Source organism: Nonomuraea sp. NPDC054003, from assembly GCF_055585125.1.
On record NZ_JBVJKR010000002.1, the window covers coordinates 96,331 to 121,506 of the forward strand.

Below are 25,176 nucleotides of genomic sequence, written 5' to 3' on the forward strand. Positions count from 1 at the left end.
CGCGGTGTTCACAGGGGCCCGAAGAGCCAGTTGCCGGGCGCCTCGGGGTCCTCGCCCGTGTAGAAGTCGCGGGCGGCGCGCACCAGCTCGTCCACCGTCAGCACGCCCCGGCCCGTGGTGTCGAGCCGGTCGAACGCCGCGTCGGCGTCGTCGTGGCCGGTGCCGAAGGCGGCCAGCAGCGTGCGGAACTCCTCCGGCCCCGCGTAGCCGTCGCCGCCGCGGTCGCACAGCCCGGCCACCGCCGCGGCCGCCGGGCCGAAGACCGGGTCGTACCTGTCGCCCTTGACGAACGCGGCGGTCATGGCGAGCGCGAAGTCCTCGCGGGACATGTCGACGTCCTCGTCGCGGCCGAGCGCGGCCGACAGCTCCGCCCAGACACGGTCGAAGCCGTCGACGAGGGCGCTGCCGGTCACGGACGTGGGGGACTCCCCGAAACCGACCAGGATGCGGGCCCCCAGGCCCAGCAGGTCCTCGCGGTCCACGACGCCCCTGCCGGCCGCGTCGATGTGGTCGAAGGCCCGATCGAGCTTGTGATTGAGCAGGTCGATAGCCACCAATGCCTCCCCCGAGACTGACTGCGTGATCACATTAAGACCGGGCACGCCCTTTGTCAGTGAGGCTCGCACCGGCACCCCTCGTAACCTGTGCGAAACACGGACACGGCATGCTGATAAGTGACCTGTACCATCTGCACGAGGGGATGCCGTGGACCGCCAGCAGGAGTTCGTGCTCCGCACGCTCGAGGAACGCGACATCCGGTTCATCCGGCTCTGGTTCACCGACGTGCTGGGCTTCCTCAAGTCCGTCGCGATAGCGCCGGCCGAGCTGGAAGGCGCGTTCGCCGAAGGCATCGGCTTCGACGGCTCCGCCATCGAGGGGTTCGCCCGGGTCTACGAGTCCGACATGCTCGCCAAGCCCGACCCGTCGACGTTCCAGATCCTGCCGTGGCGCAGCGAGACGCCCGGTGCCGGGCGCATCTTCTGCGACATCCTCATGCCCGACGGTTCCCCGTCCCACGCCGACCCGCGCTGGGTGCTCAAGCGCACGCTCGCCAAGTGCGCCGACATGGGGTTCACCTTCTACACCCACCCGGAGATCGAGTTCTTCCTGCTGAAGAACCGGCCGGGCGAAAGCCTGCGGCCCGAGCCGATCGACTCCGGCAGCTACTTCGACCACACCCCCCACAGCTCCGGCCACGACTTCCGCCGTCAGGCGATCATGATGCTGGAGTCGATGGGCATCTCGGTGGAATACAGCCACCACGAGGGCGCCCCCGGCCAGCAGGAGATCGACCTGCGCTACGCCGACGCGCTCACCACGGCCGACAACATCATGACCTTCCGCCTGGTCATGAAGGAGGTCGCGCTGGAGCAGGGCGTCTGGGCCTCGTTCATGCCCAAGCCGTTCACCGAGCACCCCGGGTCCGGCATGCACACCCACATGTCGCTGTTCGAGGGCGACCGCAACGCCTTCCACGAGCCCGGCGCCGACTACCAGCTGTCCAAGGTGGGCCGCTCGTTCATCGCCGGCCTGCTCAGGCACGCCGCCGAGATCACCGCCATCACCAACCAGTGGGTCAACTCCTACAAGCGGCTGTGGGGCGGCGCCGAGGCCATCGCCGGGCAGGGCGGCGAGGCCCCCTCCTACATCTGCTGGGGCCACAACAACCGCTCGGCCCTGGTGCGGGTGCCCATGTACAAGCCGCACAAGGGCGGCTCGACCCGCATCGAGTTCCGGTCGCTCGACTCGGCCTGCAACCCGTACCTCGCCTTCGCGCTCGTCCTGGCCGCGGGGCTCAAGGGCATCGAGGAGAGCTACGAGCTGCCGCCGGCGGCCGAGGACAACGTGTGGACCCTCACCAGCGCCGAACGACGCGCCCTGGGCATCCAGCCGCTGCCGCAGTCGCTCGACGAGGCCATAAGCGTCATGGAGCGCAGCGAGCTGGTGGCCGAGACGCTCGGCGAGCACGTGTTCGACTTCTTCCTGCGCAACAAGCGGGCGGAGTGGCGCGACTACCGGCGCACGGTCACCGAGTTCGAGCTCGGGCGTTACCTGCCCGTCCTCTGACGCCTATACGCCGATTTGGGTCTTAGTTTGGGCGCTTTGTCGCGTTCTCGGGTAGGCCGTGCACTGGAAGGGTCACTTCCTCGGCGCATCAGCCGTTCCCGACGGGCGGGGAGGAGCGCGGACATGACCGATGACGTGCCGGAGGCCGCCGGCGAGCATCCGGACCTGCTCTACTCCGAACCGGAGCGGAGGCCGTCCGGCTCCGCCGACCCGGATGTCCTGCTGGACGTGCCGACGGTCAAGGTCGACAAGATCAGCCTCGATGTGGAGGACCTGCGGGCGCGGGTCTCCCTCCAGGCCGACGTGCTCGACCTGCTCAACCTGCACGTCGGTGTGGACGTCGTGCTCGGCAAGGTGAACCTGGAGATCGACGGCGTGGACGCGCAGGCGATGCTCAAGGTGCGGCTCGACAACGTCGCGTTGATCGTCGGTGACGTCCTGCGGACGATCGACCGCAACCCCGAGATCGTCACCGGCGCCGTCGACAGCGTGGCGACCGCCGTCCGGGACGTGGGCGACGCGCTGCCGGAGGTCGAGCGGCCGATCGCGGACCTGGGCCGCGACGCCGAACTCCTCGGCGAACACGAGGAGCCGTACGCACCCGGCGACGCGACACTCGAAGAGCCGGAACCCGAACCCGAACCCGAACCTGAGCCCGAGCCGACGCCCAAGTCCACTCGGCCCGAGTCCGGGACCGGGGAGGAAGGGCCGCATCTGGGGGACTCGCTGCGGGATCTCGGCAGGGCCGTGGGGCGGGTGGGCGCGCGGCAGCTTCTGGAACTGTCCAAACGCGTCCGCCGCTAGACCCCAGGAGCCGTGATGAACGACGACCGTCCCAGCCGCCGGCTCATCGAGGACGCCGACATCGTGTTCACCGCCACGGTGCGCGCGGACCGCATGCGGTTCGCGGAGGTGCCCGAGACGTCGGTGCGGTTCGCCGGCGAACCGGGGGAGGAGTCCGGCTCCGGCAGCCGCCGGGACCGGCTGCCCGACCGGGTCCGCGAGGGCGAGGAGTACCGGAACGTCCGGATCGAGTACGTGATCGCGTCCAGGATCGCCCTCCCCGGCGCCGAGGACGGCCGGGAGGAGCCGGACCGGCGAACGTGAGCAACATCACTTCCACCCGGAAGTCACCTGCTCGCAACGTCGGCACCGTATCTTTTACTGATTCCGGAGGTTCCCTCCTGGAGATCTCGGGCAGCGGCAGGGCTCCGCGGTGGGCGGGACATCACCTGGTGTGGGCCCGAGTATGGGCTGATCAGCAGGTCCAGTAGTATCGGCCCATCTCAAACGACGTTTCAGGACTTCGCCGATTTATGGCGATATTGGAGGGTGTTGCATGACGACGGCTGCCCTGCAGACCGTACTGACCGTTCCCGACCGCTTCCGGGGGCCCGCGCGATCCGCCAACGGCGGCTGGCTGGCCGGCACCCTCGCGGGCGTGCTGAACGGCGGGCGATCGGCGGTCGAGGTCACGCTGCGCGCCCCGACACCGCTCGGCACCGAGTTGAAGCTGGAGCATCTGGCCAACTCCGTCTCCCTCTACGACGGCGGGAAACCGCTGGTCGAGGCCATCCCGGTGGCCGAGGACGTGCAGGCGCCGCCGTTCGTGTCCTTCACCGAGGCCGCACGGGCGGAGGCCGGGTTCGCCGGTCGGCGCGCGCACGCCTTCCCGGAGTGCTTCGCGTGCGGGTTCCGCGAGCCGGGTGACGGCCTGCGCATCTTCCCGGGCCCGGTCGAGGGCAGCGACGACCTGGTCGCGGCCGGGTGGCGGGTGCCGTTCACGGTGGCCGACGAGGACGGCGTGCCGCCCGCGGTCGTGGGCGCCGCGCTCGACTGCGTCACCGGCTGGGCCCACTTCCGGCCGGGCCAGTCGGCGCTGCTCGGACGGCTCGCGGTGCAGTTCCACCGCAAGGTGACCCCCGGCGGGGTCTACTCCGTCGTGGCCCGCGAGACCGGCCACGAGGGCCGCAAGATGTTCGGCCAGAGCGCGATCTACGAGGTGGACGGCACGCTGGTGGCCGCGGCGAACGCCACTTGGATCGCTCCTCGCTGACCCACGGCGCCGGACGGCCCCTGTGCGGGGCCGTCCGCCGTGTCAGGAGGTGAGCCGCTCGACGATGGTCGCCACGCACCGCTCGTCGAACAGGATCGTGTAGTGGTTGCAGTCCGGCACCACCTCGTCCCTCAGCTCCGGCAGCCGGACCAGCCAGGGAGCGGTCAGGTCGTCCGGGAACATGCCGACGTCCTGGTTCAGCAGCCCGCGCGGAGCGCGCAGCAGGTGCAGCGGCGCCTCGATGTTCTGCAGCGCGTCGCCGATCCTCGCCCCTTCGCGCAGCAGCCAGTGCCCGTCCTCGGCCACGGCCTCCGGCACCGCCCGCGAGCGCAGCGCGCCCTCCGGCCCGGTCAGGTCGTAGCGCACGTACTCCTCCACCTCGGCGCTCCAGAACCCGTCGAAGGCGGGATGCGCCCGGAAGAACTCCAGGTACGCCTCCGCCGAGGGGAACGTCTGGCGCAGCCGGGCCAGCGCCGGGCCGAGCGTGGCGACCATGGCCTCGTCCGCGTCCATGCCCGGCGGCAGCGGCAGCGGCAGGCCGCCGTCGATCAGCACCACCCGGGCGAACTCCCGCCGCGCCGCCGCCAGCGCCGCCACGTACCCGCCCATCGAGTGGCCGGTCAGCACCGCGTCCGGCCCGGCGCCCACGTGGTCCGCCACCCGCAGCACGTCCTCGGCGTGCCGGTCCAGCCCGTACGGACCGGGCAGGCCGGCGCTGTGGCCGCGGCCGCGCAGGTCCATGGCGACCATCGACCATCCGTCCGGGAGCCGCCGCCCGACCGCCTCCCAGGCCTTCGACGAGGCGGTGATCCCGTGCACCGCCACGATCACCCGCGGCCCGGCGCCGTAGGTGGCGATCCGCAGGCCGTCGACATCCTCGATCCTCATGCTGGGAGTTTAGGGACAAAGCGGGCTTTACATTAGGTGCTATGCGCATCACGGTGATCGAGAACGAGGCCGACGCTCCGCTCGGCTACCTGGCCGGCTGGCTGGGGCTGCCCTGCGACGTCGTCCGGCCGTACCTCGGGGAGGAGATCCCCGAGCGGGCGGCGGACGGGCTGATCGTGCTCGGTGGCGAGGCCGCCGCGTGGGAGGACGAGCGCTGCCCCTGGCAGCCGGCCACCCGCGCGCTGCTGCGCCGGGCCGTCGAGGACGGCACGCCCACGCTGGCCGTCTGCCTCGGCGCCCAGCTGCTGACCATGGCCTGCGGCGGCACCGTGGAGCGGGGCGGCGACGGGCTGGAGGCCGGCGCGTGCGAGGTCGTCGCGCTGCCCGCCGCGGCCGCCGACCCGCTGCTGGCGGGCGTCGGGCGCGCGGTCGCCGTCCAGTATCACCGGGACGCCATGACGCGGCTGCCCGACGGCGCGGTGCCGCTGATGACCGGCGACCGCTACCCGAACCAGGCCTACCGGCTGGGCGCGGCCTGGGCGGTCCAGTTCCACCCCGAGGCCACGCCGGACATCTTCGCCTCGTGGACCGCGGGGACCGGCCTGGAACATCTCGACGACCAGGTGCGGGCCGCGGCGCCCGCCCTGGAGTCCACCTGGCGCCCGATGGCGCGGGCCTTCGCGGCCCGCGTCCGCGCCCACGCGGCACCCCTCACGCCGCAGGGCGCCTGATCCTGCGGCGGGTGAGGGCGTGGGCGAGGCCGTGGACGGCGCCGGCCAGCACAGGGAAGGCGGCGAGAGAAGCTGAGGGTCCGGCGTCCACCGGCACGCCCGCCGCCTTGAGCCGCCGCCACGCCCACACCGAGAACGGGATCACCACCAGCGGCGAGGTCACCACGCCCGGCGTGTAACCACGGGTGAGCGCCGCCTGCGCCAGATGAACGACGCCGTGCGCGCCGAAACCCGCCAGCGCCGCCTGGAACAGCGGGCTGCGCCCGCCGGTGCGGGCGCCCTCGGCCGACGCCGCCGCCATCACCGCGCCCATCAGCCCGATCGCCACGGTGACGTGCGCCTGCGAGACCTCCAGCCGCTCCCACGGCACCGAGGGGAACAGCCGCTCCAGCCGCGGCCGGGCCGAGCGTGACCACCGGGCCATGGTCGCCAGCTCCTCCGCGTCGTGCGCCACCCACGCCGCGAACAGCCCCCACGTCACCGTCGCCGGCACCCGCTCCATCACAAAACCTCCCCAAACGCAACGCACCGTTGCGTTTTATCCTAGGCCGCCGCCCGTCGGGCCTGTCAAACTGGAGGGGTGCCCAGGATCGAGTCCACCGCCGCCCGCCTCGCCAGACTCGGATTCGCCGACGCCGCCACCGCGGCCCGCCTGGTGGAGCGGGCCGGAGTGGAGCTGGGCGACCTGCTCGACGCCCTCGCCGGCGTCGCCGACCCCGACCTCGCGCTGGCCTCGCTGACCAGGCTCGCCGAGCGCGAGCCCGCCGTCCTCGACCGGCTGCGCGCCGACGGCGCGCTCAGGGAACGGGTGCTCGCCGTGCTCGGCGTCAGCGCCGCCCTGGGCGAGCACCTGGTACGCCACCCCGCCCAGCTCGACACGCTGGCCCTGCCCGGACTCGGAGAGGCGAGGGCGGAGCTGCTGCGCGCCGTCGGCGCCGACCCCGGCGACCCCGAGCCGCGCGCCGCCGGCTCCGGCGCGCTCGCCGCCCTCCGGATCGCCTACCGTGGCCGGCTCGCCCACCTCGCCGCCCGCGACCTCACCGGCCAGGCCGGTTTCCAGGAGGTCACCGCCGAGCTCTCGGACCTCGCGGGCGCCGCCCTGGAAGCCGCGCTGGCGATCGCCCGTACCGAGGTCGACACCGACGACGCGCGGCTCGCCGTGATCGGCATGGGCAAGTGCGGCGCCAGAGAGCTCAACTACATCAGCGACGTGGACGTCGTCTTCGTCGCCGAGCCGCGCGAGGGCGCCGACGAGACCAAGGCGCTGCGCACCGCCACCCGGCTCGCCCAGGCCATGATGCGCGCCTGCTCGGCCGCCACCGCCGAGGGGTCGCTGTGGGAGGTGGACGCCGGGCTGCGCCCCGAGGGCCGCTCGGGCCCGCTGGTGCGCACCCTCGCCAGCCACCTCGCCTACTACCGGCGCTGGGCCAAGACGTGGGAGTTCCAGGCGCTGCTCAAGGCCCGGCCCGTGGCCGGCGACCTGGAGCTGGGGCAGGAGTACGTCGGCGCGGTCAACGAGCTCGTCTGGTCGGCCGCCACCCGCGACAACTTCGTCGAGGACGTCCAGGCCATGCGCCGCCGCGTGGAGGCGCACGTGGTGGCCGAGGGGGAGCGGCAGATCAAGCTGGGCCCCGGCGGGCTCCGCGACATCGAGTTCGCGGTGCAGCTGCTGCAGCTCGTGCACGGCCGGCTCGACCCGCTGCTGCGCCGCCGCGCCACGCTGCCCGCGCTGGCCGCCCTGTCGCGGGGCGGGTACGTCGGGCGCGACGACTCGCGCGGCCTGGCCGAGGCGTACACGTTCCTGCGCCAGGTGGAGCACCTGCTCCAGCTCCACCGGCTGCGCCGCACCCACGTGCTGCCCGAGGACCCCGCCGACCTGCGCAGGCTCGGCCGGGCGCTGGGCATGCAGGCCGATCCGGTCGGCGAGTTCACCACCCGATGGAGGCGGCACGCCAGCCAGGCCCGCCGCCTGCACGAGAAGCTGTTCTACCGGCCGCTGCTGCAGGCCGTGGCCCGCCTGCCGGAGACCGAGGCGCGGCTGTCGACCTCCGCCGCCGAGGCCCGCCTCGGCGCGCTCGGCTACGTCGACCCGGAGGGCGCGCTGCGCCACATCGCCGCCCTGGCCGGCGGCGTGTCCCGGCGGGCGGCGATCCAGCGGACGCTGCTGCCGGTCATGCTCGGCTGGTTCGCCGACACGCCCGACCCCGACGCCGCGCTGCTCGGCTTCCGCCAGGTGAGCGACAAGCTCGGCGCCACGCCGTGGTACCTGCGGCTGCTGCGCGACGAGACCGCCGTCGCCCAGCGCCTGGCGCGCGTCCTCGGCACCAGCCGGTACGCCACCCAGCTGCTCACGCACGCCCCCGAGGCGGTCGCGTTGCTCGGCCGCGACGAGGACCTGGCCGTCCGCCCGCCCGAGGCGCTGCTCGGCGAGGCGTCCGCCGCCGTGTCCCGCTACACCGACGAGGCGGAGACCGCGGTGGCCGCCGTCCGGGCGCTGCGCCGCCGCGAGCTGTTCCGCACCGCCGTGGCGGACGTCGCCGGGCTGGTCGACATCGAGCGGGTCGGCGTGGCGCTGTCCGCGCTGAACGACGTCACCCTCCAGTCCGCGCTCGACGCGGCCATCGGCAAGGTGTCGGCCGAGCGGCGCGGCGAGCTGCCCACCCGGTTCGCGATCATCGCCATGGGCCGGCTCGGCGGCATGGAGTCCTCCTACGCCAGCGACGCCGACGTGATGTTCGTCCACCGGCCGCTGGAGGGCGCCGCCGAGCGCGACGCCACCGACGCCGCCTTCGCCGTGGCCAACGAGGTGCGCCGGCTGCTCGCCCTGCCCGCGCCCGACCCGCCGCTGCTCATCGACCCCGACCTGCGCCCCGAGGGCAGGCAGGGGCCGCTGGTCCGCACCCTCGCCTCCTACCGCGCCTACTACGCCCGCTGGTCGTCGCCGTGGGAGTCGCAGGCGCTGCTGCGCGCCCGGTTCTCCGCCGGTGACGCCGAGCTCGGCGCCGCGTTCATCGCCATGGTCGACGAGCTGCGCTACCCCGCCGGCGGCATCACCGACGACGCCGTACGGCAGATCAGAAGGCTCAAGGCGCGGATGGAGGCGGAGCGGCTGCCGCGCGGCGCCGACCCCGCCCTGCACACCAAGCTGGGCCCCGGCGGCCTGTCCGACGTGGAGTGGGTGGCCCAGCTCCTGCAGCTCCGCCACGCCGGCGCGCTGCCCTCCCTGCGCACCACCCGCACGCTTGAGGCGCTGCGCGCCGCCGTGGCCGAAGGGCTGCTCGACGCGGCCGACGAGACGGTCCTGGCCGAGGCGTGGCGGTGCGCCTCCGGCGTCAGGGACGCGATCATGCTGGTGAAGGGGCGGCCCGGCGACAGCGTCCCGGCGAGCGCCCGCGAGCGCCGCCACCTCGCCCGCGCCCTCGGCTACCCGGCCGACGGGTCGGAGGACTTCCTCGACGACTACCGCCGCGTCACCCGCCGCGCCCGCCAGGTCGTCGAGCGCGTCTTCTACGGAGACTGAGCCTTTCCGCTGCCTTTCCGTTGCGACCTCACGGGCGCAGGGTGTATCAAGGCGCGGGGTGATCGGCTTGTTATCCGCTTACATCGATCTGGCGCTCGGCCTCGTGCTGGCCTTCCTCCTGCTGTCGCTGCTCGTCAGCGGGCTGAACGAGGCCATCGTGCGGCTGCTGGCGATCCGCAGCAAGTTCCTCTGGGCCTACCTGCGCGACACGCTCGACGACGACGCGCCGAAGGGCCGCTCGTGGCTGCCGTCGGGCCTGCGCGAGGTGTTCGCGGCGCTGCCGTTCGCCCGCGACCCGCGGCCCGAGCACGAAAGCCGGCCCGCCCCGGCGGTGCCCGCCGCCGTGCCGGCCGGCGCGCCCGCCGGCGCGGACGGGTTCACTGGTCTGCTGTACGAGCGCGTACGGGAGATCGACCACCCCACCCGGGGCCGCACCAGCATCGCCGACCTGCCGCCGGGGCGGTTCTCGATGGCCATGATGGAGCTGGCCGCGAGCGAGCCGGGCGGCGTCGAAGGGCTCCTGGAGAAGCTCAGGGCCACGGGAAGCCCGCTCTACGGCCATCTCCAGGGTGTGTGGGAGTCCGCCCAGCGCGACCTCGACCGGTTCCGCCAGGGCGTCGAACGCTGGTTCGACAGTGAGATGCAGCGGCTGTCGATGCTCTACAAGCGGTACGTCAAGTGGGTGCTCGCCCTGCTCGCGCTGGTGGTGACGCTGCTGTTCACCGTGGACGGGCTGGAGTACGGCAAGACGCTGCTGCGTGACAACGCCTATCGCGCCACCGTCACGGCCGTCACCGAAGCGGGTCCTGACGCGTACAGCGAGTTGAAGGCGCAGTGCGAGCAGTCGGACCCGGTGCCGTGCGTCACCGAGACGCTCAGCCAGCCCGCGCTGGTCAAGGTGCTCGACAACGCGATCGTCAGCATGGCGGTCCCCGCCGAGGGCGAGCCGTCCTTCCACTGGAACGGCGGCGCCTGGTGGGACCGCCTCACCACCCCCAGCCACTGGCCCGGCTTCCTGCTGACGTACGTGGCGCTGCTGTTCGGCGCCCCCTTCTGGTGGGACGTCCTGCGCCGCATCACCGGCATCCGCTCCCGTCGCTAGGGTGTCGGGGATGGAGACCGAGCGGCTGATCATGCGCAGGTGGCGGGAGAGCGACCGGGAGCCGTTCGCGGCGCTCAACGCCGACCCGCGGGTGATGGAACACTTCCCCGCCCCGATGACCCGGGCCGAGAGCGACGCCCTCGTGGACCGGATCGAGCAGCGGTTCGACGAGCACGGGTACGGGTTGTGGGCGCTGGAGGTGCGGGAGACGGGGGAGTTCATCGGGTTCGCCGGGCTTGCCCTGCAGACGTTCGAGGCGCCGTTCACGCCCGCCGTCGAGGTGGGCTGGCGGCTGGCCCGCTCGGCGTGGGGACACGGCTACGCCACCGAGGCCGGCCGGCGGGCGCTCGCTCACGGGTTCGGCGAGGCCGGGCTGGAGGAGATCGTGTCGATCACGGCCGTCCTGAACGTGCGCTCCCAGGCGGTGATGCGGCGGCTCGGCATGACCCGCGACCCGGCCGACGACTTCGACCACAGCATGATCCCGGAAGGCCATCCGCTCCGCCCGCACGTTCTCTACCGGATCAGCGCTGCTGGGGTCGTTCGTCCCACCCCTTGACCATAAGCATGATTCCGTGTCAGAAGTGGCGCGACGGGCATGTGGGAGCTTTCCGCCACTGTCCGGCAGTCGATTGCGGGCACCCGGCCGACCCACTTCCATAGGGCCATGACCGTGACCCGCAGGGAGATCGTCGCCGTGCTGACGCGCTATCTCGGCGCTCACCCCGGCCGCGCCGCCGACGCCGTCATGCTGGCGCAGGCGCTCGACCGCGAGCAGGACCTCGCCTCGCGCGAGACCCTGCCCCTGCACGTCACCACCAGCGCCGTCGCGATCGACGGCTCCGGCCGGGTGCTGATGATCCGCCACAGCGCGCAGGACCGCTGGCTCCTGCCCGGCGGCCACGTGGAGCCCTCGGACGACAGCCTGTGCGACGCCGCCCTGCGCGAGCTGGAAGCGGGGACGGGTGTTCCCCGGGCGGAGGTCGTCGTCCCGGCCGAGGCCGTCCCTGTGGACATCGAGGTCCACGAGATCCCCGCCGACCCCGCCAGGGGTGTGCCCTCGCACCAGCACGCCGACTTCCGCTTCGCCTTCCGGACGCTGCATGCCCGGATCACGCCGCAGGCCGGGTCCCTCGCCTGGCGCGATCCCGCCGGACTGCTCACCGACCGCCTCGTACGCGGCATCGCGGCGATCCTGTCTTCGACACCTCCGCGAGTCGCACAGGGCGAAAGCACGAATGAGCCCTGAGCCGAGACGCGACAAGGCGGGCATCCCCCACGGGCGGCCGGCGGCTACGACGTGCCGGATCGGCACCCGCGCGCCCATCGGGCAACGCGCCGACCACCCACCGCGTCGGCCTCGCGCCGCAGGCGGCAGCGGCCGGCGCGGCGCCCCAGATCGGCCAGGAGCACTCCGGCACCCAGGCACCCCATTCGGCGAAGGCGAACCGGCCTGCGATCGTCCACCGGATGTCACCCTCGCCTCGCCGCTGGAAGGGCTGTCCGCGTGCGTGTTCTGGGGGCCGGGCGCGCTCCTCGCCGCCGCTGTCGGGGGCTACCTGCGTTCTCGATGTACGGCAGCCGCGCCGTGACCGCCCCGCGTTATCGTTTCCGGCGTGACGGACGGGACGCTCACGTACAGGGATCAGATCTTCATCAACTTCAGCGCGTTCTACTTCGAGGACCACGCGTTCCGCTGGATCGACGTCAAGCGGTTCGGCCTGTCCCGCCGGGACGTCGCCGGCGACCGTCTCCTGGCTGACCTGGTCGGGCATGAGCAGTACCGGGACGACTACGCCGGGGGAGGAGTCGAGGTCGCAGGGCTCCGGCACGGCCCCTACTGGCTGCGGAACCTGAGCCCGGCCGCGTACGAGCAGGTCGACGGGGCGGCCGCGCACGCCGTTCTGCGCGGCTGGGCGGGCCAGTTCGGGCCGCTTCCGGCGGCTCTGTCCGCCCGGCTGGAGGACGAGGTCCACCCGCTGCTCGCGGACGCCACCGAGTTGTACCGGTTGAAGGACCTCGGCCGTGGGGCGTTCCACGACTGGGGCGGGGTCCAGATCGACTTCCACGAGCTGGTCCTCGTCGATCGGACCGCCGGGACCTTGTCACTCCTGGTCGCCGCCGACGACTGACATCCGGGCGTCATGACGGCACGCCGTCGGCGAGTTCCAGACGGGAGCCGGTGAACCCGGCCCGCAGGCGCCGATCGTGCGTCACGACCACCAGCGCGCCGGGGAACGATTCCAGCGCCTCCTCCATCTGCTCCACCAGCATCGGCGACAGGTGGTTGGTCGGCTCGTCGAGCAGCAGCAGGTCCACGGGCTCGCTCACCAGCCGCGCCAGCTCGACCCTGCGCCGCTGCCCATACGACAGCTCTCCCAGACGCAGCCCCAGGTCGGCCGGCCCGAACAGCCCCAGAGCCAGCAGCGCGTCCGCGTGCTCATCCAGACTCCCGGCCCGCCCGTGCGCATAGGCCCGCAACACGGTCCATTCGGCCCTCACCAGCACATCCCTGGTCCGCCGCGCGTCACGCCTGTCCGGCTCGTCCTCCCCGAGGAACGCGACCCGTCGGCTCCGCCGCGTGTCACCGTCGTCCGGAATGTGCTCGCGGAAGGACCCGAACCGTTCTGTCCGCCGTGCGTCTGTGTCCGGGTCGTCCTGGCGGAAGAGTCCGGTGCGGCCGCTCCGCCGTACCTCGCCCGCGTCGGGCAGCAGTTCGCCGGCGAGCACGCGCATCAGCGTGGTCTTGCCGGCCCCGTTCGGGCCGGTGACGAGCAGGCGCTCGCCGGCCCTGATGGTCAGGGAGTCGAGCTGGAGCCGTCCCGCCACCACCACGCCGTCGAGCGCGGCCACCTCCGCACCCTCGCGGGCACCCCCGGCGGCGAGGGTGGGGGTGAAGCGCAGCGGTTCGGGCGGCGGCGGCGCCGGGTGGTCGGTGAGCCGGCGCAGCCGCTGCTGGGACTGGCGGATGCGCCGGGAGGCCCCGTGGGTACGCGAGCGCGCACGCCACGCCCCGGTGCCCATGCCCGCCTTGGGCGTCTTGCGCGGGATCACGGCCAACCGGCCCGCGTTGGCCGCCACCAGACCGGCATGCCGGTCCAGCTCCGTCTTCCACTCCTCGTGGGCCCGCGCCTGCGCGGCGCGTTCGGCGGCCTTGGCCGAGAGATATCCGGCGTACCCGTCGCCGTAGCGGCGCACCTGCCCGCCGGAGACCTCCAGGATGGCGGTGGTCACCCGCTCCAGGAACACCCGGTCGTGCGTGATCGCCACGACCGTGCCCCGATGGGCGCGCAGGCGCTGTTCGAGCCAGGACACGGCCCGGTCGTCCAGGTCGTTGGTCGGCTCGTCGAGCAGCAGCAACTCGGGGTCGGACGCCAGCGTGGCGGCCAGAGCCAGCCTGGCGCGTTCGCCGCCGGACAGCGTGCCCAGCGGGCGGCTCCGGTCCAGCCCGGGCAGCCCGAGTTCGTGCAGCGCGACATCCACCCGGACGTCGGCTTCGTAGCCGCCCCGGGTCTCGAACTCCGCCACCAGCTCCGCGTACACGTCCAGATCCGGAGAGGACTCCTCCCCGAGTGACCGCTCGGCCGCCCGCATGCGGGCTTCGAGCTCCCGAAGGTCGGCCAGCGCCAGGTCGACGGCTTCCGCGACGGTCACGTGCGGCGGCAGCGCGAGCGTCTGCGGCAGGTATCCGACGCCGCCGGGCGCGACGACCACGAGCTCACCGTTGGTCGGCTGTTCCTCCTCCGCCATGAGCCTGAGCAGCGTGGACTTGCCCGACCCGTTGTCGCCGATCACCCCGATCCGCTCGCCGGGCTTGACGGCGAACGACACGCGGTCCAGGACGACGCGGGTGTCGTATCGCTTCGTGATCTCGGCCAGTGACAGTTGGGCAGCGGTACTTATGAGGCCCACCTCCTCGCTTCCAGTGAGACGAGACGATCCGTCTCATGAGAGAGTAGCGTCACGTCCTTCAAGACGCAACGTCTCGTCTCAGGTCTATCCGAGGAGAAGGCGGCGGCGTAAGATCAACGCCGATTCCCCACCCTCCAGGGAGCGGCCATGCGGAAGGCAGTCGTCACCGGCAGCACCAAAGGGCTCGGGTTCGCTCTCGCCCGCGAACTGCTCCGACGCGGGCACTCCGTGGTCGTGTCGGGCCGTACCAGGGCGGCGGTGGACGAGGCCGTGGCGCGACTGCGCCCGGAGGCGGCGGAAGGCGCGGCCGTGCACGGGTGCGCCGTCGACATGACCGACCCCGAGCAGGTCGAGAAGCTGTGGGCCACCGCGGTGGACGCACTCGGCGGCGTGGACCTGTGGATCAACAACGCCGGCGTCGCCAACACCACCCGCCCCATCGTCGAGACCGCGCCCGGCGACGTCCGCGCGATGGTCACCACGAACATGCTCGGCACCGTCTACGGCTCCCAGGTCGCGGTACGCGGCATGCTCGCTCAGGGCGGCGGCCAGGTGTTCAACATCCTCGGCGGCGGCAGCGACGGCCGGATCCGTCCCGGCATGGGCGTCTACTCGGCCACCAAGCGCGGCCTCGACTCCTTCACCCGGGCGCTGGCCAAGGAGGTCGCGGGCACCGGCGTACGGGTCGGGCAGGTCAGCCCCGGCATGCTCATCACCGAGGGCTGGCTGCGCGAGGCCGCCGCCGCCCCCGAGCAGGTGGCCAAGCAGCGCAAGCTCCTCAACATCCTCTGCGACCACGTCGACGAGGTCGCTCCGTACCTGGTCGGCAGGATGCTGGCCGGCACGGGGAACGGCGACGTCATCGCCTGGCTCACCACCGGCCGGATGGCCCGCAAGTTCCTCACCGGCCGCAAGCGGGACGTGCTCGGCCGTTACGGCCTCTGAGCGGGGGATGCGGGTCCGAAGCCCGCCGGAAACACCGGTCCGAACGTCGCCAGCCCGCGTCGGGGGCCCGCACCTAGCGTGTTCCGCGATGGAAACCCTCCGGCCGTCCGGAGGGCCCCTACGGCGAAGGAACACCTATGGATCTGCAGTTGTCCGGCCGCGTCGCGATCGTCACCGGCGCGTCCAAGGGCATCGGCCTGGCCGTGACCCGCACCCTGCTCGGTGAGGGGGCCAGTGTCGTGGCCGTCTCCCGCAAGACCAGCCCCGAGCTGGCGGAACTGGGCGGCGACCTGCTCCACGTGCCGGTCGACCTGATGGACCCCGAGGCGCCCGGCCAGGCCGTGGCGCGGGCCGTGGAGGAGTTCGGCGGGCTCGACATCCTGGTGAACAACGCCGGTGGCCCGCCGCCCGGGGTTGCCCTGCCGCGCTTCTCCTTCATGGCACCCGCAGATGAGGACTGGCGGGCCATGTTCGAGTTCAACCTGTTCGCGGTGGTGCGCTTCGTCCGGGCCGCCATCCCGCCGATGCTGGCGCGCGGCGGCGGCTCGATCGTCAACGTCTCGTCGGGCTCCGCACGGCTCCCCGCCCCGATGAACGTCGACTACAGCGCGGCCAAGGCGGCCCTGAACAACGTGACCAAGGCGCTGTCGGAGGAGTACGCCCCGCAGGGCATCCGCGTCAACACGGTCTCTCCTGGACCGGTGCGCACGGCGTGGTGGACCGAGGAGGGCGGCGCGGCCGACATCATCGCCGGACAGGCGGGCGCCGACCGTGACTCCGTGCTGGACCGGCTGGCGCCGGAGATGATGAACCTGTCGATCCCGAGGCTGGTCGACCCCCAGGAGGTCGCCGACGCGATCGCCCTGCTGGCCTCGCCCCGCTCGGCCGCCACGACCGGCGCGGACCTCGCCGTGGACGCGGGCTTCCTCAAGCAGGTCTGACGGATCCGGCGACGCGGCCGGACGCGGAAGGCCATCGATCGCGTCCTCGATGGCCTTCCGAATGCCGTGGACCTGGCCGTCAGGGTCCGTTACGCGGGCAGGACCGAGCCGGTCCACACAGCGCCGGCGGCGGAGTAGACGCTGGCCAGTTCGCCGTCGAAGTAGGGAGAGAAGCTCGTGTCGTAACGCAGGCTGCCATCGGTGTCGGCGACGCTGATGGTGATGCCGTTGAGGTACCCCATGCGGCTGGCCTTGTCATAGCGCAACAGCCAGGAGGAGCCGAGGGCCCCTTCACCGGTGAACCGGGAATCCACGGCCATGAGTTCCTCCGCCTTCAAGCTGGGAACCCTTACGGCGCTTGTGTCACCCCTGGACGATTCGATGGTCTCACCCGTGTACGGCCGGGTGCCGTCGGGATGGGGGCCGGCGGGATAGCCGAAGACGTCGACCGAGGAGCCCAGCGGCTGGCTCCAGGCCAGCCCCTGGCCGCCGACGTTGTCGACCAGCCTTCCGAAGTTGGTCAACCCGCCTGAGGCAGAGGAGACGACGCCGCCGTAGACGTTGACGAAAGCGTAGTCGCGGTCGTAGTCGTCGTAGGTGGTGAAGTCGTAATGGCCGGAAACCTGCTTTCCGACGTAGAGACCCCACGGAGTCGTGCCACCGGAGTAGCCGGGAACGAAGACCCACTTGTCGAGGGTGGCGTAGGAACGCTGGGTGTCGTACACGCAGTGCGCTGCGGTGGCCACGAGGTTGCGGTACTGCGACTGCACGGCGGTGCCGGTGCACCAGTGCGGCTGACCGTCGGCGCCGACGAAGAACACCTTGCCCGAGGTGCCGGGCGCCTTGGCCTTCGCCGGATCGGAGGTGGACGGGGGCGTCGGCGGGATAGTGCCGGGCTTGGTGTCCGCGGGGATGCCGCTGATGGGAAGGACCTTGTCGACGGCGGTCCGGACGTTGTACGGAGTGGCGTTCATCAGATGGGCCCCGCCATCGCCGAGCCAGAACGCCGCGATCTCAGCAGCGGCCGCTTGGGAAGAGGCCAGAGGATCGGTCACCACGCTGGAAGCCCCAGCCGGTGCGGTCACCAGACCGGAGACCAGCAGACCGACAGTTAACAGACTCAGTGTTCGCTTCATCTCGCATCTCCAGATCTGCGGGCCGGACAGAGGGCGAAAATTCGAACAGGTGATCGCCACTGATCGCAGACGCTACCTGTCGGCCTCGTAAGGATCAACGATTTTTGCGCGGCGCCATCAACCACTGTCAGACGAGGAGTCACCGACCTGCGGGCTCCGCCGGAATCCGTCCGTGACAGCGTTGAGATCTTCGATCGCGAAGATCTCCCACAGCCTTCGTTCCGGACGGCACGGCATCGAGCGGGGAGTGCATGAGCATGGGTCGATGGGCGATCGGGCTGGCTCTCGTGCTGACAGCATCGATCCCGGTCATCGGCCCGCACGCCGGAGCCGTTACCCGTCCAGATCCGGTCGCGGCGCTGAAGCGGCAGCTCGACGGTCATGGCGGGGTGCGGGCGAGTTCGGTCTACCGAATTGTCTGGGGTCCGAAGAAGGACCACGTCACCAGCCGATCGCGGTCCGCCTACGAGTTCGGTGGCGGTGGAATCGTGGCCCTCGATTTCCGCCCCTCGAAGCCCTCAGCCGACGGTGCCTCCCGGGCCGTCGTCTTCCCGGGTCGTTCCTACGGCTGGTATCCCGACCGCCCTGCCTACCTGCCGGAGGGCAAGTCCTGGATTCTGGACACCGAGAAGAACGAGCTGTACCTGGAATGCGGGAAGATCAGGCTGAGCGATCCCGCCACTCTCCGGCACGTGCTGTCCACCACGACGGCCAAGCGGCCCGCCGGCGTCTACGACGGCACCCGCACCACTCTCCACGAGGGCAGCACCACCATCGGCAAGCTGTACAAGCTGAATCCGCGTCTATGGGTGGGCGACTTCGAGAAGCCCACAGGACGCTACGCGAGCTACGCCAAGTTGCCCGTGAAGTGGCGGCTGTGGCTCGGTCCGGATCAGCTCGTACGCAGGTGCCAGACGCGGTATGACGAGCCCGAATACCCCTGGAACGTCGAAGACCGCAGCCTCACGACCGCCGATGTGCGGTTCTCCGGCTGGGGCGACGCGATCCACATCGAGCCGCCCCCCGCCGAAGAGGTGGCTACGCGCGATGAGCTGGTCTTTCCCGACCACGACTGAACACGGCGATGGCGGGACCCAGACGGAAACCGCGCGGTGAGCGTGCAGCTCACCGCGCGGTAACCGATCACACGTCGTAGTAGAGCTCGAACTCGTGCGGGTGCGGGCGCAGCCGGATCGGGTCGACCTCGTTCTCGCGCTTGTAGGAGATCCACGTCTCGATCAGGTCGGGCGTGAAGACGCCGCCTTCGAGCAGGTAGTCGTGGTCCTCCTCCAGGGCGTTGAGCACGTCGGTGAGGGAGCCGGGCACCTGCGGGACCGAGCGGGCCTCCTCCGGCGGGAGCTCGTACAGGTCCTTGTCGACGGGCTCCGGCGGCTCGATCTTGTTGCGGATGCCGTCGAGCCCCGCCATCAGCATGGCGGCGAAGGCGAAGTACGGGTTGCAGGACGGGTCGGGCACGCGGAACTCGATGCGCTTGGCCTTCGGGTTGGAGCCCGTGATCGGGATCCGGACGCAGGCCGAACGGTTGCGCTGCGAGTAGACCAGGTTGACCGGTGCCTCGTAGCCCGGCACCAGCCGGTGGTAGGAGTTGACCGTCGGGTTGGTGAAGGCCAGCAGCGACGGGGCGTGCTTGAGCAGGCCGCCGATGTAGTAGCGGGCGGTGTCGGACAGGCCCGCGTAGCCGACCTCGTCGTAGAAGAGCGGCGAGCCGTCCTTCCACAGCGACTGGTGGCAGTGCATGCCGGAGCCGTTGTCACCGAAGATCGGCTTGGGCATGAAGGTGACGGTGTGACCGTACTCCATGGCCGTGCTCTTGATGATGTACTTGTAGAGCATCAGGTTGTCGGCCGTCTTGAGCAGCGTGCCGAACTTGAAGTCGATCTCCGCCTGACCGGCGGTGCCCACCTCGTGGTGCTGCATCTCGACGTCGATGCCGCACTCGATGAGGTTGCGGACCATCTCCGAGCGCAGGTCGGTGAAGTGGTCCATCGGCGGCACCGGGAAGTAGCCGCCCTTGTAGCGCGGCTTGTAGCCCAGGTTGCCGCCCTCGGTGGCCTTGCCGGTGTTCCAGGCGCCCTCGATGGAGTCGATGTAGTAGTAGCCCGCGTTGGACTTCGTCTCGAAGCGGACGTCGTCGAAGATGTAGAACTCGGCCTCGGGCCCGAAGAAGACGGTGTCGGCGATGCCGGTGCCCTTGAGGTACTCCTCGGCCTTGCGGGCGACGTTGCGCGGGTCGCGGCTGTAGGCCTCGCCGGTCAGCGGGTCGTGCACGAAGAAGTTGATGTTGAGCGTCTTGTGCTGGCGGAACGGGTCGACCACGGCGGACGACGGGTCCGGCAGGAGCAGCATGTCGGACTCGTGGATCGCCTGGAAACCGCGGATCGACGAGCCGTCGAACATGAGGCCGTCAGAGAAGACGTTCGCGCCGAAGTTCTCGACCGGGAAGGTGAAGTGGTGAGTCGTCCCCGGCAGGTCGGTGAACCTGACATCGACGAACTGCACCCCTTCGTCCCTGATGAACTTCAGGACGTCGTCGGCGGAGTTGAACACTCTCGAACCTCCCTGGGGACGGGCTATCACCCGTGAAGGTACGGCGCGGCCGTTTCCGCATGGTGTCTCGATTGTTTCGCATGTGTTACGCGGCGTTCACGTCCCCAGAAGGGCCCGGAACGTGGGCGCGCAGGACCGGTGACGGCGACTCCGCGGCCGGCTCGGGGGCGGGGGAGAGCAGGTCGGGGCGGACGGCGACGATCAGCAGGGCCGCCACGACCACCGCCAGCACGGCCGCGAACGCGTACCAGACCCGTCCCACGCGCCGGCGCCGGCGCGGGCGGGCGCCCTTGCTCGCCGCGGCGCTCAGCCTGCGCCGCTCCTCCTCGCTGAACTGCGCGACCAGTTCGTGGAAGCGCGCGTCCAAGTCGTCCCCGTACGGCATGGCCTCCATCATGCGCCGGACCACCCGCGTCACGGAAGCGCGGACGGGTCACGATCCCGACCGCCCCCACCGGCGGATACCTTTGACACATGAGCAGCAACGAGCCGCGGTGGACGCAGACCTGGCTGGGCGGGCTCCGGTCCGCCGGGGTCGATCTCGGTTATCCGGGGCAGCGCCTCGGGCTGCCGGAGGAGGGCAGCGGGTCCGTCTCCGGCTGGGGGCGCAGGATCGCCGCCCTGGTCATCGACTGGATGATCTGCACGTGGGCGATCACGCAGTTGCTGCTCGGGATCAGCACGGCCGAGCAGCCGTGGGTGCCCGCGATCGTGTTCGCCGTGCAGTACGTGGTACTGGTCGGGTTCATGGGGCAGACGTTCGGCCACCGGCTGGCCGGCATCCGGGTGGCGGCGATGGACGGCGGCGACCCCCGCCTGTTCCCGGTGCTGGTGCGCACGGTGCTGCTCGTGCTGGCCCTGCCGGCGCTGATCTTCGACCGCGACCACCGCGGCCTGCACGACCGCGTGTCGAACACCGTGGTCGTCCACATGTGAAAACCGTACCGGGTTTACTTTTGTACTGAGTACGGTTTACGCTGCCGTCATGATGATGGCGGGTTTGCGCGAGCGCAAGAAGGAAGAGACCCGGCGGCGCATCGCGGGCGTCGCGCTGGAGCTGTTCGCGGAGCGCGGGTACGACGCGGTGACGGTCAGCGAGATCGCCGAGGCGGCCGGGGTCGCCAAGGTCACCCTGTTCAACTACTTTCCCAGCAAGGACTGCCTGGCTCTCGACGGCATACACGACGACCTCGCCTCGATCGTGGCCCGGCGGCCGCCCGGCCAGACGCCCCTGGACGCGCTGCGCGCCCACTACGCCGCGCTGGCCGCCGACGGTCCCCGCGACGTCGGCCGGATGCTCGCCCAGGTCAGGGTCATCGCGTCCACGCCGGTGCTCATGGCGGGCGTCTACCAGGCGCACATGGGGCAGCGTCACGAGCTGGCCGCCGCGCTGCGGGACACGGCCGGCTCGGAGACGGCCGCGCAGCTCATGGCCGCCCAGATCACCGCCGTCATCACCACGGTCGAGGAGGCGTTCTTCCAGCGGCTGGCGTCCGGGACGCCGCTGGAGGAGGCGGGCCGGATGCTCGCCTCCGACGTGGAGCTCGCCTTCGACCAACTCCAAGACGGTATTGGTAAGGACAAATCATGAAAAAGGGCATCAACTATGACACCGGCTTCCTGCCCGAGCCCGACCGCAGCCGCAAGGCCTTCGACCGGGACACCGTCCGGCGCGACCTCCAGGTGATCGCCCGCGAGCTGAGCTGCCGGGCCGTCCGCGTCTCCGGCGGCGACCCCGCCCGTCTCGCCGTCGCCGCCGAGGAGGCCGCAGCCGCCGGGCTGGAGGTCTGGTACGCGCCGTTCCCGGTCGACCTCACCCCCGAGGAGACCCTGCCGATGCTGGCGGAGTGCGCCACGAAGGCGGAGGAGCTGCGCGCGGGCGGCGCCGAGGTGGTGCTGGTGGCGGGCTGCGAGGCCAGCGCGTTCCTGTCCGGTTTCATGCCGGGGGAGACGTACGGCGAGCGCCTGGGATCACTCACCGAGGCGTCCCCCGAATGGTGGAGCAGGGAGATCCCGGCGATCACCGAACGCCTGGACTCCTACCTGGCCGAGGTCGCGGCCACGGTCCGGCCGCTGTTCGGCGGCAGGATCACCTACGCCTCCGCGCCCTGGGAGTTCGTCGACTGGACCCCGTTCGACGTCGTCGGCCTCGACGCCTACCGCGCCGCCTACAACGCCGAGACCTTCCGCGACGAGCTGCGCGCCCGCTCCGGGCAGGGCAAGCCGGTGGCCGTGACCGAGTTCGGCACCTGCGCCTACCGCGGCGCCGGCGAGCGGGGCGGCTCGGCCTACCTGGTGCCCGAAGGCGCGGTGCCCGACGAGGACGAGCAGGTCCGCTATCTCGACGAGCTGCTCGACGTCTTCGAGCAGGAGGGCGTCGAGACGGCCCTGTGGTTCACCTTCGCCGGTTTCACCAGGATCGGCCGGGACGATCAGGCCGACCTCGGCTCGTACGGCGTCGTCAGGATGCTCGACGAGACGCGCTGGGAGCCGAAGGCGGCCTTCCACGCCATGGCCGCTAGATACGCGCGCAGGCCATGACCCCACGGCTAAAGTCCGAAGCCGGGGGCTTGCAGCTCCTCGCCGCTCACTGGTGGTGAGGGTTCAGGCCGCGTTCGGCTGCATGACGGCAGCCCAGCCCGTGACACCGCGCGAGGCGATGTTGCGGGCTGCGTTGACGTCGGCGTGCTCAGCGAAGCCGCACGACGTACAGCAGAAGGTTTCCTGGTCCGGCCGGTTCCGTTTGTCCATGAGCCCGCAGGCTGAACACTCCTGAGAGGTGTAGGCCGGGTCGACGTGGACCAGCGCGACCCCGGCGCGTGCCGCCTTGTAGCCGATGAAGCTTCCGAGCTGGTGGAAGCTCCACGAGTGCAGCGTGACCCGCTGGGGCTTGCGAAGCCGTACCCGATCGCGGATGCCCTGGAGGTCTTCCAGGGCAATCCCGCGCCCGGTGCGTTCTGCCTCGGTCACGATGCTCTTGGAGATGACATGGTTGATGTCCCGGGCGTACCGGGCCTCCTTGCGCCGCCGTGCCTTCAGCAGGCGTCTGGCAGATTTAGTCCGCTTGGCCTGGAGTCGCCGCCGCAGTTCCCGGTTGCGGTGACGGACCGCGGTCAGCGCTTTCCCTGAGTGGCGGGTCCCGTCCGAGGTGGTGGCGATGTTGGCGATGCCGAGGTCAACACCGATGAACGCATGGGGTTCGGTGACGTTGGCGTCCGGGGCGTCGCAGGTGGCGATCAGAAGCCACAGGCCGTCGCGGTGGACCAGGTCAGACTCGCCCCTGCGGTAGGCCGCCAGCATTCTGGCCTGCTCGTCGGAACAGCCGAGCCGGATGCCTTTCGTTCGGCCGCTGGTGGTCCAGATGGACACGGTGCGGTCCGGGATCTGCCAGGACAGGCACCGGTCGTCGAACGGCTGCGCCGAGTCCTTGCGGAACCTGATGGGCTTGTCCAGGGGTTTGCGGAGGTTGGCCCTCACCTGGGCGCGTACGGTCGTGTAGGCGTCGGTCACCTTTTTGATCACGTGCTGGGCGGGCTGGGCGGACAGACCCATGTTCTTGCACCAAATGTAGGTGTGCCTGCGCAGATCGTAGTTCCGGAACGTCTTGGTGTCCCACGCGATGCGCGACACCTCGTTCGCCGCGCGGTTGCACAGGTTCAGGGTGTCAACCAGCGCCGCCTCTTGGGCGGGCGTGGGGAACAGCCGCACCTGCACAACAAATTTCACGTAGTGAACTTATCGGCAATCGAACAACCGTGCGGGCCGAACGCCATTCCTTCCCAGGGCTAAAGCCCGGGGGCTCCTGGCGAATGCACGCTGAAGATGGCGGTGCCGGGCAGGTGGCGGCCCCGCAACGGGCTCCAGCCGCCCCACACCCGGTCGTGCCCCTCGGGCCACTCGGGCTCCAGCAGCCCGGTGATGGCGAGCCCGGAGGCGGCCAGCAGGCCCACCCAGTCGCCCATGGTGCGGTGGTGCTCGGCGTAGGTGAGGGTGCCGTGCTCGTCGCGTTCCTCGTACGGGCTGCGGTCGAAGTAGGAGCGGTCGGAGGTCAGCCCGCGCGGGCCCGGGTCGTCGGGGAACGCCCAACGGATCGGGTGGCTGACCGAGAACACGAACAGGCCGCCCGGCCGCAGCACCCGGCGCACCTCGCGCAGGACCGCCGCCGGGTCGGCCACGAACGGCAGCGCGCCGTACGCCGAGCAGGCCGCGTCGAAGCTCTCCGCGGCGAACGGCAGCGACTCGGCGTCGGCCTGGATCGCCGGCACCCGCACGCCGGTCTCCTCGTCGATGCGGCGCGAGTGGAGCAACTGGCCGCGCGACAGGTCGAAGGCGGCCACCCGCGCACCCCGCGTCACCAGCCAGCGGGCGCACTGCGCGGCGCCGCAGCCGATCTCCAGCACGTCGCGCCCGGACACCTCGCCGAGCAGCCGGGCGTCGGCCTCGTCGACGCCCTCAGGGCACCACACGAAGCCGGCGTCGCGCAGGAACGCGCCGTGCTCCGCCTGGTAGTCGTCGGCGTTGCCGTCCCACCAGCCGCGGTTGGCCCGCGACGACAGGGACGGCACTAGCGCATCTTGGGGCCGCGCGGCATGCGGGCGCCCTTGGGCATCGGACCCTTGGGCATCGGCATGTTCTTCGGCAGGGACCGCAGGCGGTCCTTCACCTCGTTGACCGAGGGCTTCTTCAGGTTGCGCGGCAGCTTCATGATGTGGCGCTGCAGCTTGGCCAGCGGGACCTGGCCCTCGCCGTCACCGCACTGGACGTCATAGATCTCCACGCCCAGCACCGCGCGGGCGATGCGCTTCTTCTCCGCCGCGAGCATGCGGGCCGTGCGGTTGCCCGGCCCCTCGGACACCAGGATGACGCCCGGATAGCCCACCACCATGTGGACCAGGTCCTGGTCGCGGTTGACCGCGATGGCCGGGGTGACCTGCCAGTTGCCGCGCATGCCCTGCAGCACGGCGGCGGCGGCGCCGGTCTGGCCGTGCAGCAGCGAATACTGCGCCCGCTGCGCGAGCTGCCCGAACACCACCAGGCCGACGGTGAACGCCAGCAGGATGCCCAGGAAGATCGAATACCACAGATAGTCCGTGACCAGACCGATCACGACCACCACAGCCAGCGTGCCGACCGCCGAGAGGAAGACGATCGGCATCCCCTTGGGATTGGACTGCTTGATGATCTGCGCGATCATGCGGAGCTGCTTGATGCGCCCCGGCTTCTCTGGGTCCTTGGACTTCGCCATGGAAGGAAGGATACAAACGAACCGGACAGGACGGAGAACGCGGCCGCCAGGCAGCCTCGCCGCGA

26 protein-coding genes are annotated in these 25,176 nt (G+C 71.2%); 16 read left to right on the top strand and 10 right to left on the bottom strand.

The window, feature by feature from the left end:
* Window positions 1-8: 8 nt before the first annotated feature.
* Window positions 9-554, bottom strand: coding sequence for an EF-hand domain-containing protein (locus tag ACZ6YG_RS04610; protein WP_148032863.1), 546 nt, complete (start codon window positions 552-554; stop codon window positions 9-11).
* A gap of 151 nt (window positions 555-705) precedes the next feature.
* Here ACZ6YG_RS04610 and glnA (ACZ6YG_RS04615) point away from each other — a divergent pair, with 151 nt between their 5' ends.
* From glnA (ACZ6YG_RS04615) to ACZ6YG_RS04630, 4 genes are all read left to right on the top strand, one after another.
* Window positions 706-2,067 (top strand): type I glutamate--ammonia ligase, encoded by a 1,362-nt coding sequence (gene glnA, locus ACZ6YG_RS04615; protein WP_148032862.1) that lies wholly within the window; start codon window positions 706-708, stop codon window positions 2,065-2,067.
* 123 nt (window positions 2,068-2,190) lie between these two features.
* On the top strand, window positions 2,191-2,871 hold the full coding sequence (locus tag ACZ6YG_RS04620) for a hypothetical protein (protein WP_466017217.1): 681 nt from the start codon (window positions 2,191-2,193) through the stop codon (window positions 2,869-2,871).
* Window positions 2,872-2,886: 15 nt separating this feature from the next.
* On the top strand, window positions 2,887-3,174 hold the full coding sequence (locus ACZ6YG_RS04625) for a hypothetical protein (RefSeq protein WP_466017218.1): 288 nt from the start codon (window positions 2,887-2,889) through the stop codon (window positions 3,172-3,174).
* A 232-nt stretch (window positions 3,175-3,406) separates the two neighbouring features.
* Complete coding sequence (locus ACZ6YG_RS04630; protein WP_466017219.1) at window positions 3,407-4,123, top strand: PaaI family thioesterase; 717 nt, start codon at window positions 3,407-3,409, stop codon at window positions 4,121-4,123.
* Between the two features lie 42 nt (window positions 4,124-4,165).
* On the opposite strand, the gene ACZ6YG_RS04635 is transcribed toward ACZ6YG_RS04630, so the two are convergent.
* A complete protein-coding gene (locus ACZ6YG_RS04635; protein WP_148032859.1) occupies window positions 4,166-5,011 on the bottom strand; it encodes an alpha/beta fold hydrolase in 846 nt (281 codons plus the stop codon).
* 41 nt (window positions 5,012-5,052) lie between these two features.
* Here ACZ6YG_RS04635 and ACZ6YG_RS04640 point away from each other — a divergent pair, with 41 nt between their 5' ends.
* Complete coding sequence (locus tag ACZ6YG_RS04640; RefSeq protein ID WP_466017220.1) at window positions 5,053-5,742, top strand: type 1 glutamine amidotransferase; 690 nt, start codon at window positions 5,053-5,055, stop codon at window positions 5,740-5,742.
* On the opposite strand, the gene ACZ6YG_RS04645 is transcribed toward ACZ6YG_RS04640, so the two are convergent.
* Window positions 5,723-6,244 (bottom strand): HXXEE domain-containing protein, encoded by a 522-nt coding sequence (locus tag ACZ6YG_RS04645; protein ID WP_466017221.1) that lies wholly within the window; start codon window positions 6,242-6,244, stop codon window positions 5,723-5,725. The genes ACZ6YG_RS04640 and ACZ6YG_RS04645 overlap by 20 nt on opposite strands.
* 78 nt (window positions 6,245-6,322) lie before the next feature.
* Here ACZ6YG_RS04645 and ACZ6YG_RS04650 point away from each other — a divergent pair, with 78 nt between their 5' ends.
* The 5 genes from ACZ6YG_RS04650 (at window position 6,323) to ACZ6YG_RS04670 (ending at window position 12,496) form a co-directional block, all read left to right on the top strand.
* Window positions 6,323-9,262 (top strand): bifunctional [glutamine synthetase] adenylyltransferase/[glutamine synthetase]-adenylyl-L-tyrosine phosphorylase, encoded by a 2,940-nt coding sequence (locus ACZ6YG_RS04650; RefSeq protein ID WP_466017222.1) that lies wholly within the window; start codon window positions 6,323-6,325, stop codon window positions 9,260-9,262.
* Between the two features lie 58 nt (window positions 9,263-9,320).
* Complete coding sequence (locus tag ACZ6YG_RS04655) at window positions 9,321-10,364, top strand: hypothetical protein (RefSeq protein ID WP_261808692.1); 1,044 nt, start codon at window positions 9,321-9,323, stop codon at window positions 10,362-10,364.
* A 10-nt stretch (window positions 10,365-10,374) separates the two neighbouring features.
* Window positions 10,375-10,923: a GNAT family N-acetyltransferase gene (locus ACZ6YG_RS04660; protein ID WP_397197206.1), complete on the top strand. Its 549-nt coding sequence runs from the start codon at window positions 10,375-10,377 to the stop codon at window positions 10,921-10,923.
* Between the two features lie 108 nt (window positions 10,924-11,031).
* Window positions 11,032-11,613: an NUDIX domain-containing protein gene (locus ACZ6YG_RS04665; protein ID WP_466017223.1), complete on the top strand. Its 582-nt coding sequence runs from the start codon at window positions 11,032-11,034 to the stop codon at window positions 11,611-11,613.
* Window positions 11,614-11,980: 367 nt separating this feature from the next.
* On the top strand, window positions 11,981-12,496 hold the full coding sequence (locus ACZ6YG_RS04670; protein ID WP_466017224.1) for a hypothetical protein: 516 nt from the start codon (window positions 11,981-11,983) through the stop codon (window positions 12,494-12,496).
* A gap of 10 nt (window positions 12,497-12,506) precedes the next feature.
* Here ACZ6YG_RS04670 and ACZ6YG_RS04675 read toward each other — a convergent pair whose 3' ends face one another.
* A complete protein-coding gene (locus tag ACZ6YG_RS04675) occupies window positions 12,507-14,267 on the bottom strand; it encodes an ABC-F family ATP-binding cassette domain-containing protein (RefSeq protein ID WP_466017469.1) in 1,761 nt (586 codons plus the stop codon).
* 156 nt (window positions 14,268-14,423) lie between these two features.
* Between ACZ6YG_RS04675 and ACZ6YG_RS04680 the strand changes: the two genes are divergently transcribed.
* Window positions 14,424-15,221 carry an SDR family oxidoreductase gene (locus ACZ6YG_RS04680; RefSeq protein ID WP_148032852.1) on the top strand — a complete coding sequence of 266 codons (798 nt, stop codon included), beginning with the start codon at window positions 14,424-14,426 and terminating at the stop codon, window positions 15,219-15,221.
* Window positions 15,222-15,358: 137 nt separating this feature from the next.
* Window positions 15,359-16,162: an SDR family NAD(P)-dependent oxidoreductase gene (locus ACZ6YG_RS04685; RefSeq protein ID WP_466017225.1), complete on the top strand. Its 804-nt coding sequence runs from the start codon at window positions 15,359-15,361 to the stop codon at window positions 16,160-16,162.
* A gap of 89 nt (window positions 16,163-16,251) precedes the next feature.
* Here ACZ6YG_RS04685 and ACZ6YG_RS04690 read toward each other — a convergent pair whose 3' ends face one another.
* A complete protein-coding gene (locus ACZ6YG_RS04690; RefSeq protein ID WP_466017226.1) occupies window positions 16,252-17,298 on the bottom strand; it encodes a trypsin-like serine peptidase in 1,047 nt (348 codons plus the stop codon).
* Between the two features lie 257 nt (window positions 17,299-17,555).
* Here ACZ6YG_RS04690 and ACZ6YG_RS04695 point away from each other — a divergent pair, with 257 nt between their 5' ends.
* Window positions 17,556-18,374 carry a hypothetical protein gene (locus ACZ6YG_RS04695; RefSeq protein ID WP_466017227.1) on the top strand — a complete coding sequence of 273 codons (819 nt, stop codon included), beginning with the start codon at window positions 17,556-17,558 and terminating at the stop codon, window positions 18,372-18,374.
* Between the two features lie 67 nt (window positions 18,375-18,441).
* Here the strand turns inward: ACZ6YG_RS04695 and glnA (ACZ6YG_RS04700) are convergent, their stop codons facing one another.
* Together glnA (ACZ6YG_RS04700) and ACZ6YG_RS04705 are read right to left on the bottom strand one after the other, a co-directional pair.
* A complete protein-coding gene (glnA, locus tag ACZ6YG_RS04700; protein ID WP_148032849.1) occupies window positions 18,442-19,866 on the bottom strand; it encodes a type I glutamate--ammonia ligase in 1,425 nt (474 codons plus the stop codon).
* Between the two features lie 85 nt (window positions 19,867-19,951).
* Window positions 19,952-20,251 (bottom strand): hypothetical protein, encoded by a 300-nt coding sequence (locus ACZ6YG_RS04705; protein ID WP_219544698.1) that lies wholly within the window; start codon window positions 20,249-20,251, stop codon window positions 19,952-19,954.
* A gap of 89 nt (window positions 20,252-20,340) precedes the next feature.
* Between ACZ6YG_RS04705 and ACZ6YG_RS04710 the strand changes: the two genes are divergently transcribed.
* The 3 genes from ACZ6YG_RS04710 to ACZ6YG_RS04720 are packed head-to-tail and all read left to right on the top strand — an operon-like array spanning window position 20,341 to window position 22,407.
* Window positions 20,341-20,802: an RDD family protein gene (locus ACZ6YG_RS04710; protein ID WP_466017228.1), complete on the top strand. Its 462-nt coding sequence runs from the start codon at window positions 20,341-20,343 to the stop codon at window positions 20,800-20,802.
* Window positions 20,803-20,851: 49 nt separating this feature from the next.
* Window positions 20,852-21,457, top strand: a complete 606-nt coding sequence (locus ACZ6YG_RS04715) for a TetR/AcrR family transcriptional regulator (RefSeq protein ID WP_466017229.1) — start codon at window positions 20,852-20,854, stop codon at window positions 21,455-21,457.
* A complete protein-coding gene (locus ACZ6YG_RS04720) occupies window positions 21,454-22,407 on the top strand; it encodes a hypothetical protein (RefSeq protein WP_466017230.1) in 954 nt (317 codons plus the stop codon). The genes ACZ6YG_RS04715 and ACZ6YG_RS04720 overlap by 4 nt, the downstream gene beginning before the upstream one ends.
* Window positions 22,408-22,470: 63 nt before the next feature.
* Here ACZ6YG_RS04720 and ACZ6YG_RS04725 read toward each other — a convergent pair whose 3' ends face one another.
* The 3 genes from ACZ6YG_RS04725 to ACZ6YG_RS04735 all read right to left on the bottom strand — a co-directional run bounded on the left by ACZ6YG_RS04725 (window position 22,471) and on the right by ACZ6YG_RS04735 (window position 25,111).
* Window positions 22,471-23,574 carry an RNA-guided endonuclease InsQ/TnpB family protein gene (locus tag ACZ6YG_RS04725; RefSeq protein ID WP_466017231.1) on the bottom strand — a complete coding sequence of 368 codons (1,104 nt, stop codon included), beginning with the start codon at window positions 23,572-23,574 and terminating at the stop codon, window positions 22,471-22,473.
* A gap of 77 nt (window positions 23,575-23,651) precedes the next feature.
* Window positions 23,652-24,431: a class I SAM-dependent methyltransferase gene (locus tag ACZ6YG_RS04730; RefSeq protein WP_466017232.1), complete on the bottom strand. Its 780-nt coding sequence runs from the start codon at window positions 24,429-24,431 to the stop codon at window positions 23,652-23,654.
* A complete protein-coding gene (locus ACZ6YG_RS04735) occupies window positions 24,431-25,111 on the bottom strand; it encodes a DUF4191 domain-containing protein (protein ID WP_148032844.1) in 681 nt (226 codons plus the stop codon). The genes ACZ6YG_RS04730 and ACZ6YG_RS04735 overlap by 1 nt, the downstream gene beginning before the upstream one ends.
* Between the last annotated feature and the right edge of the window lie 65 nt (window positions 25,112-25,176).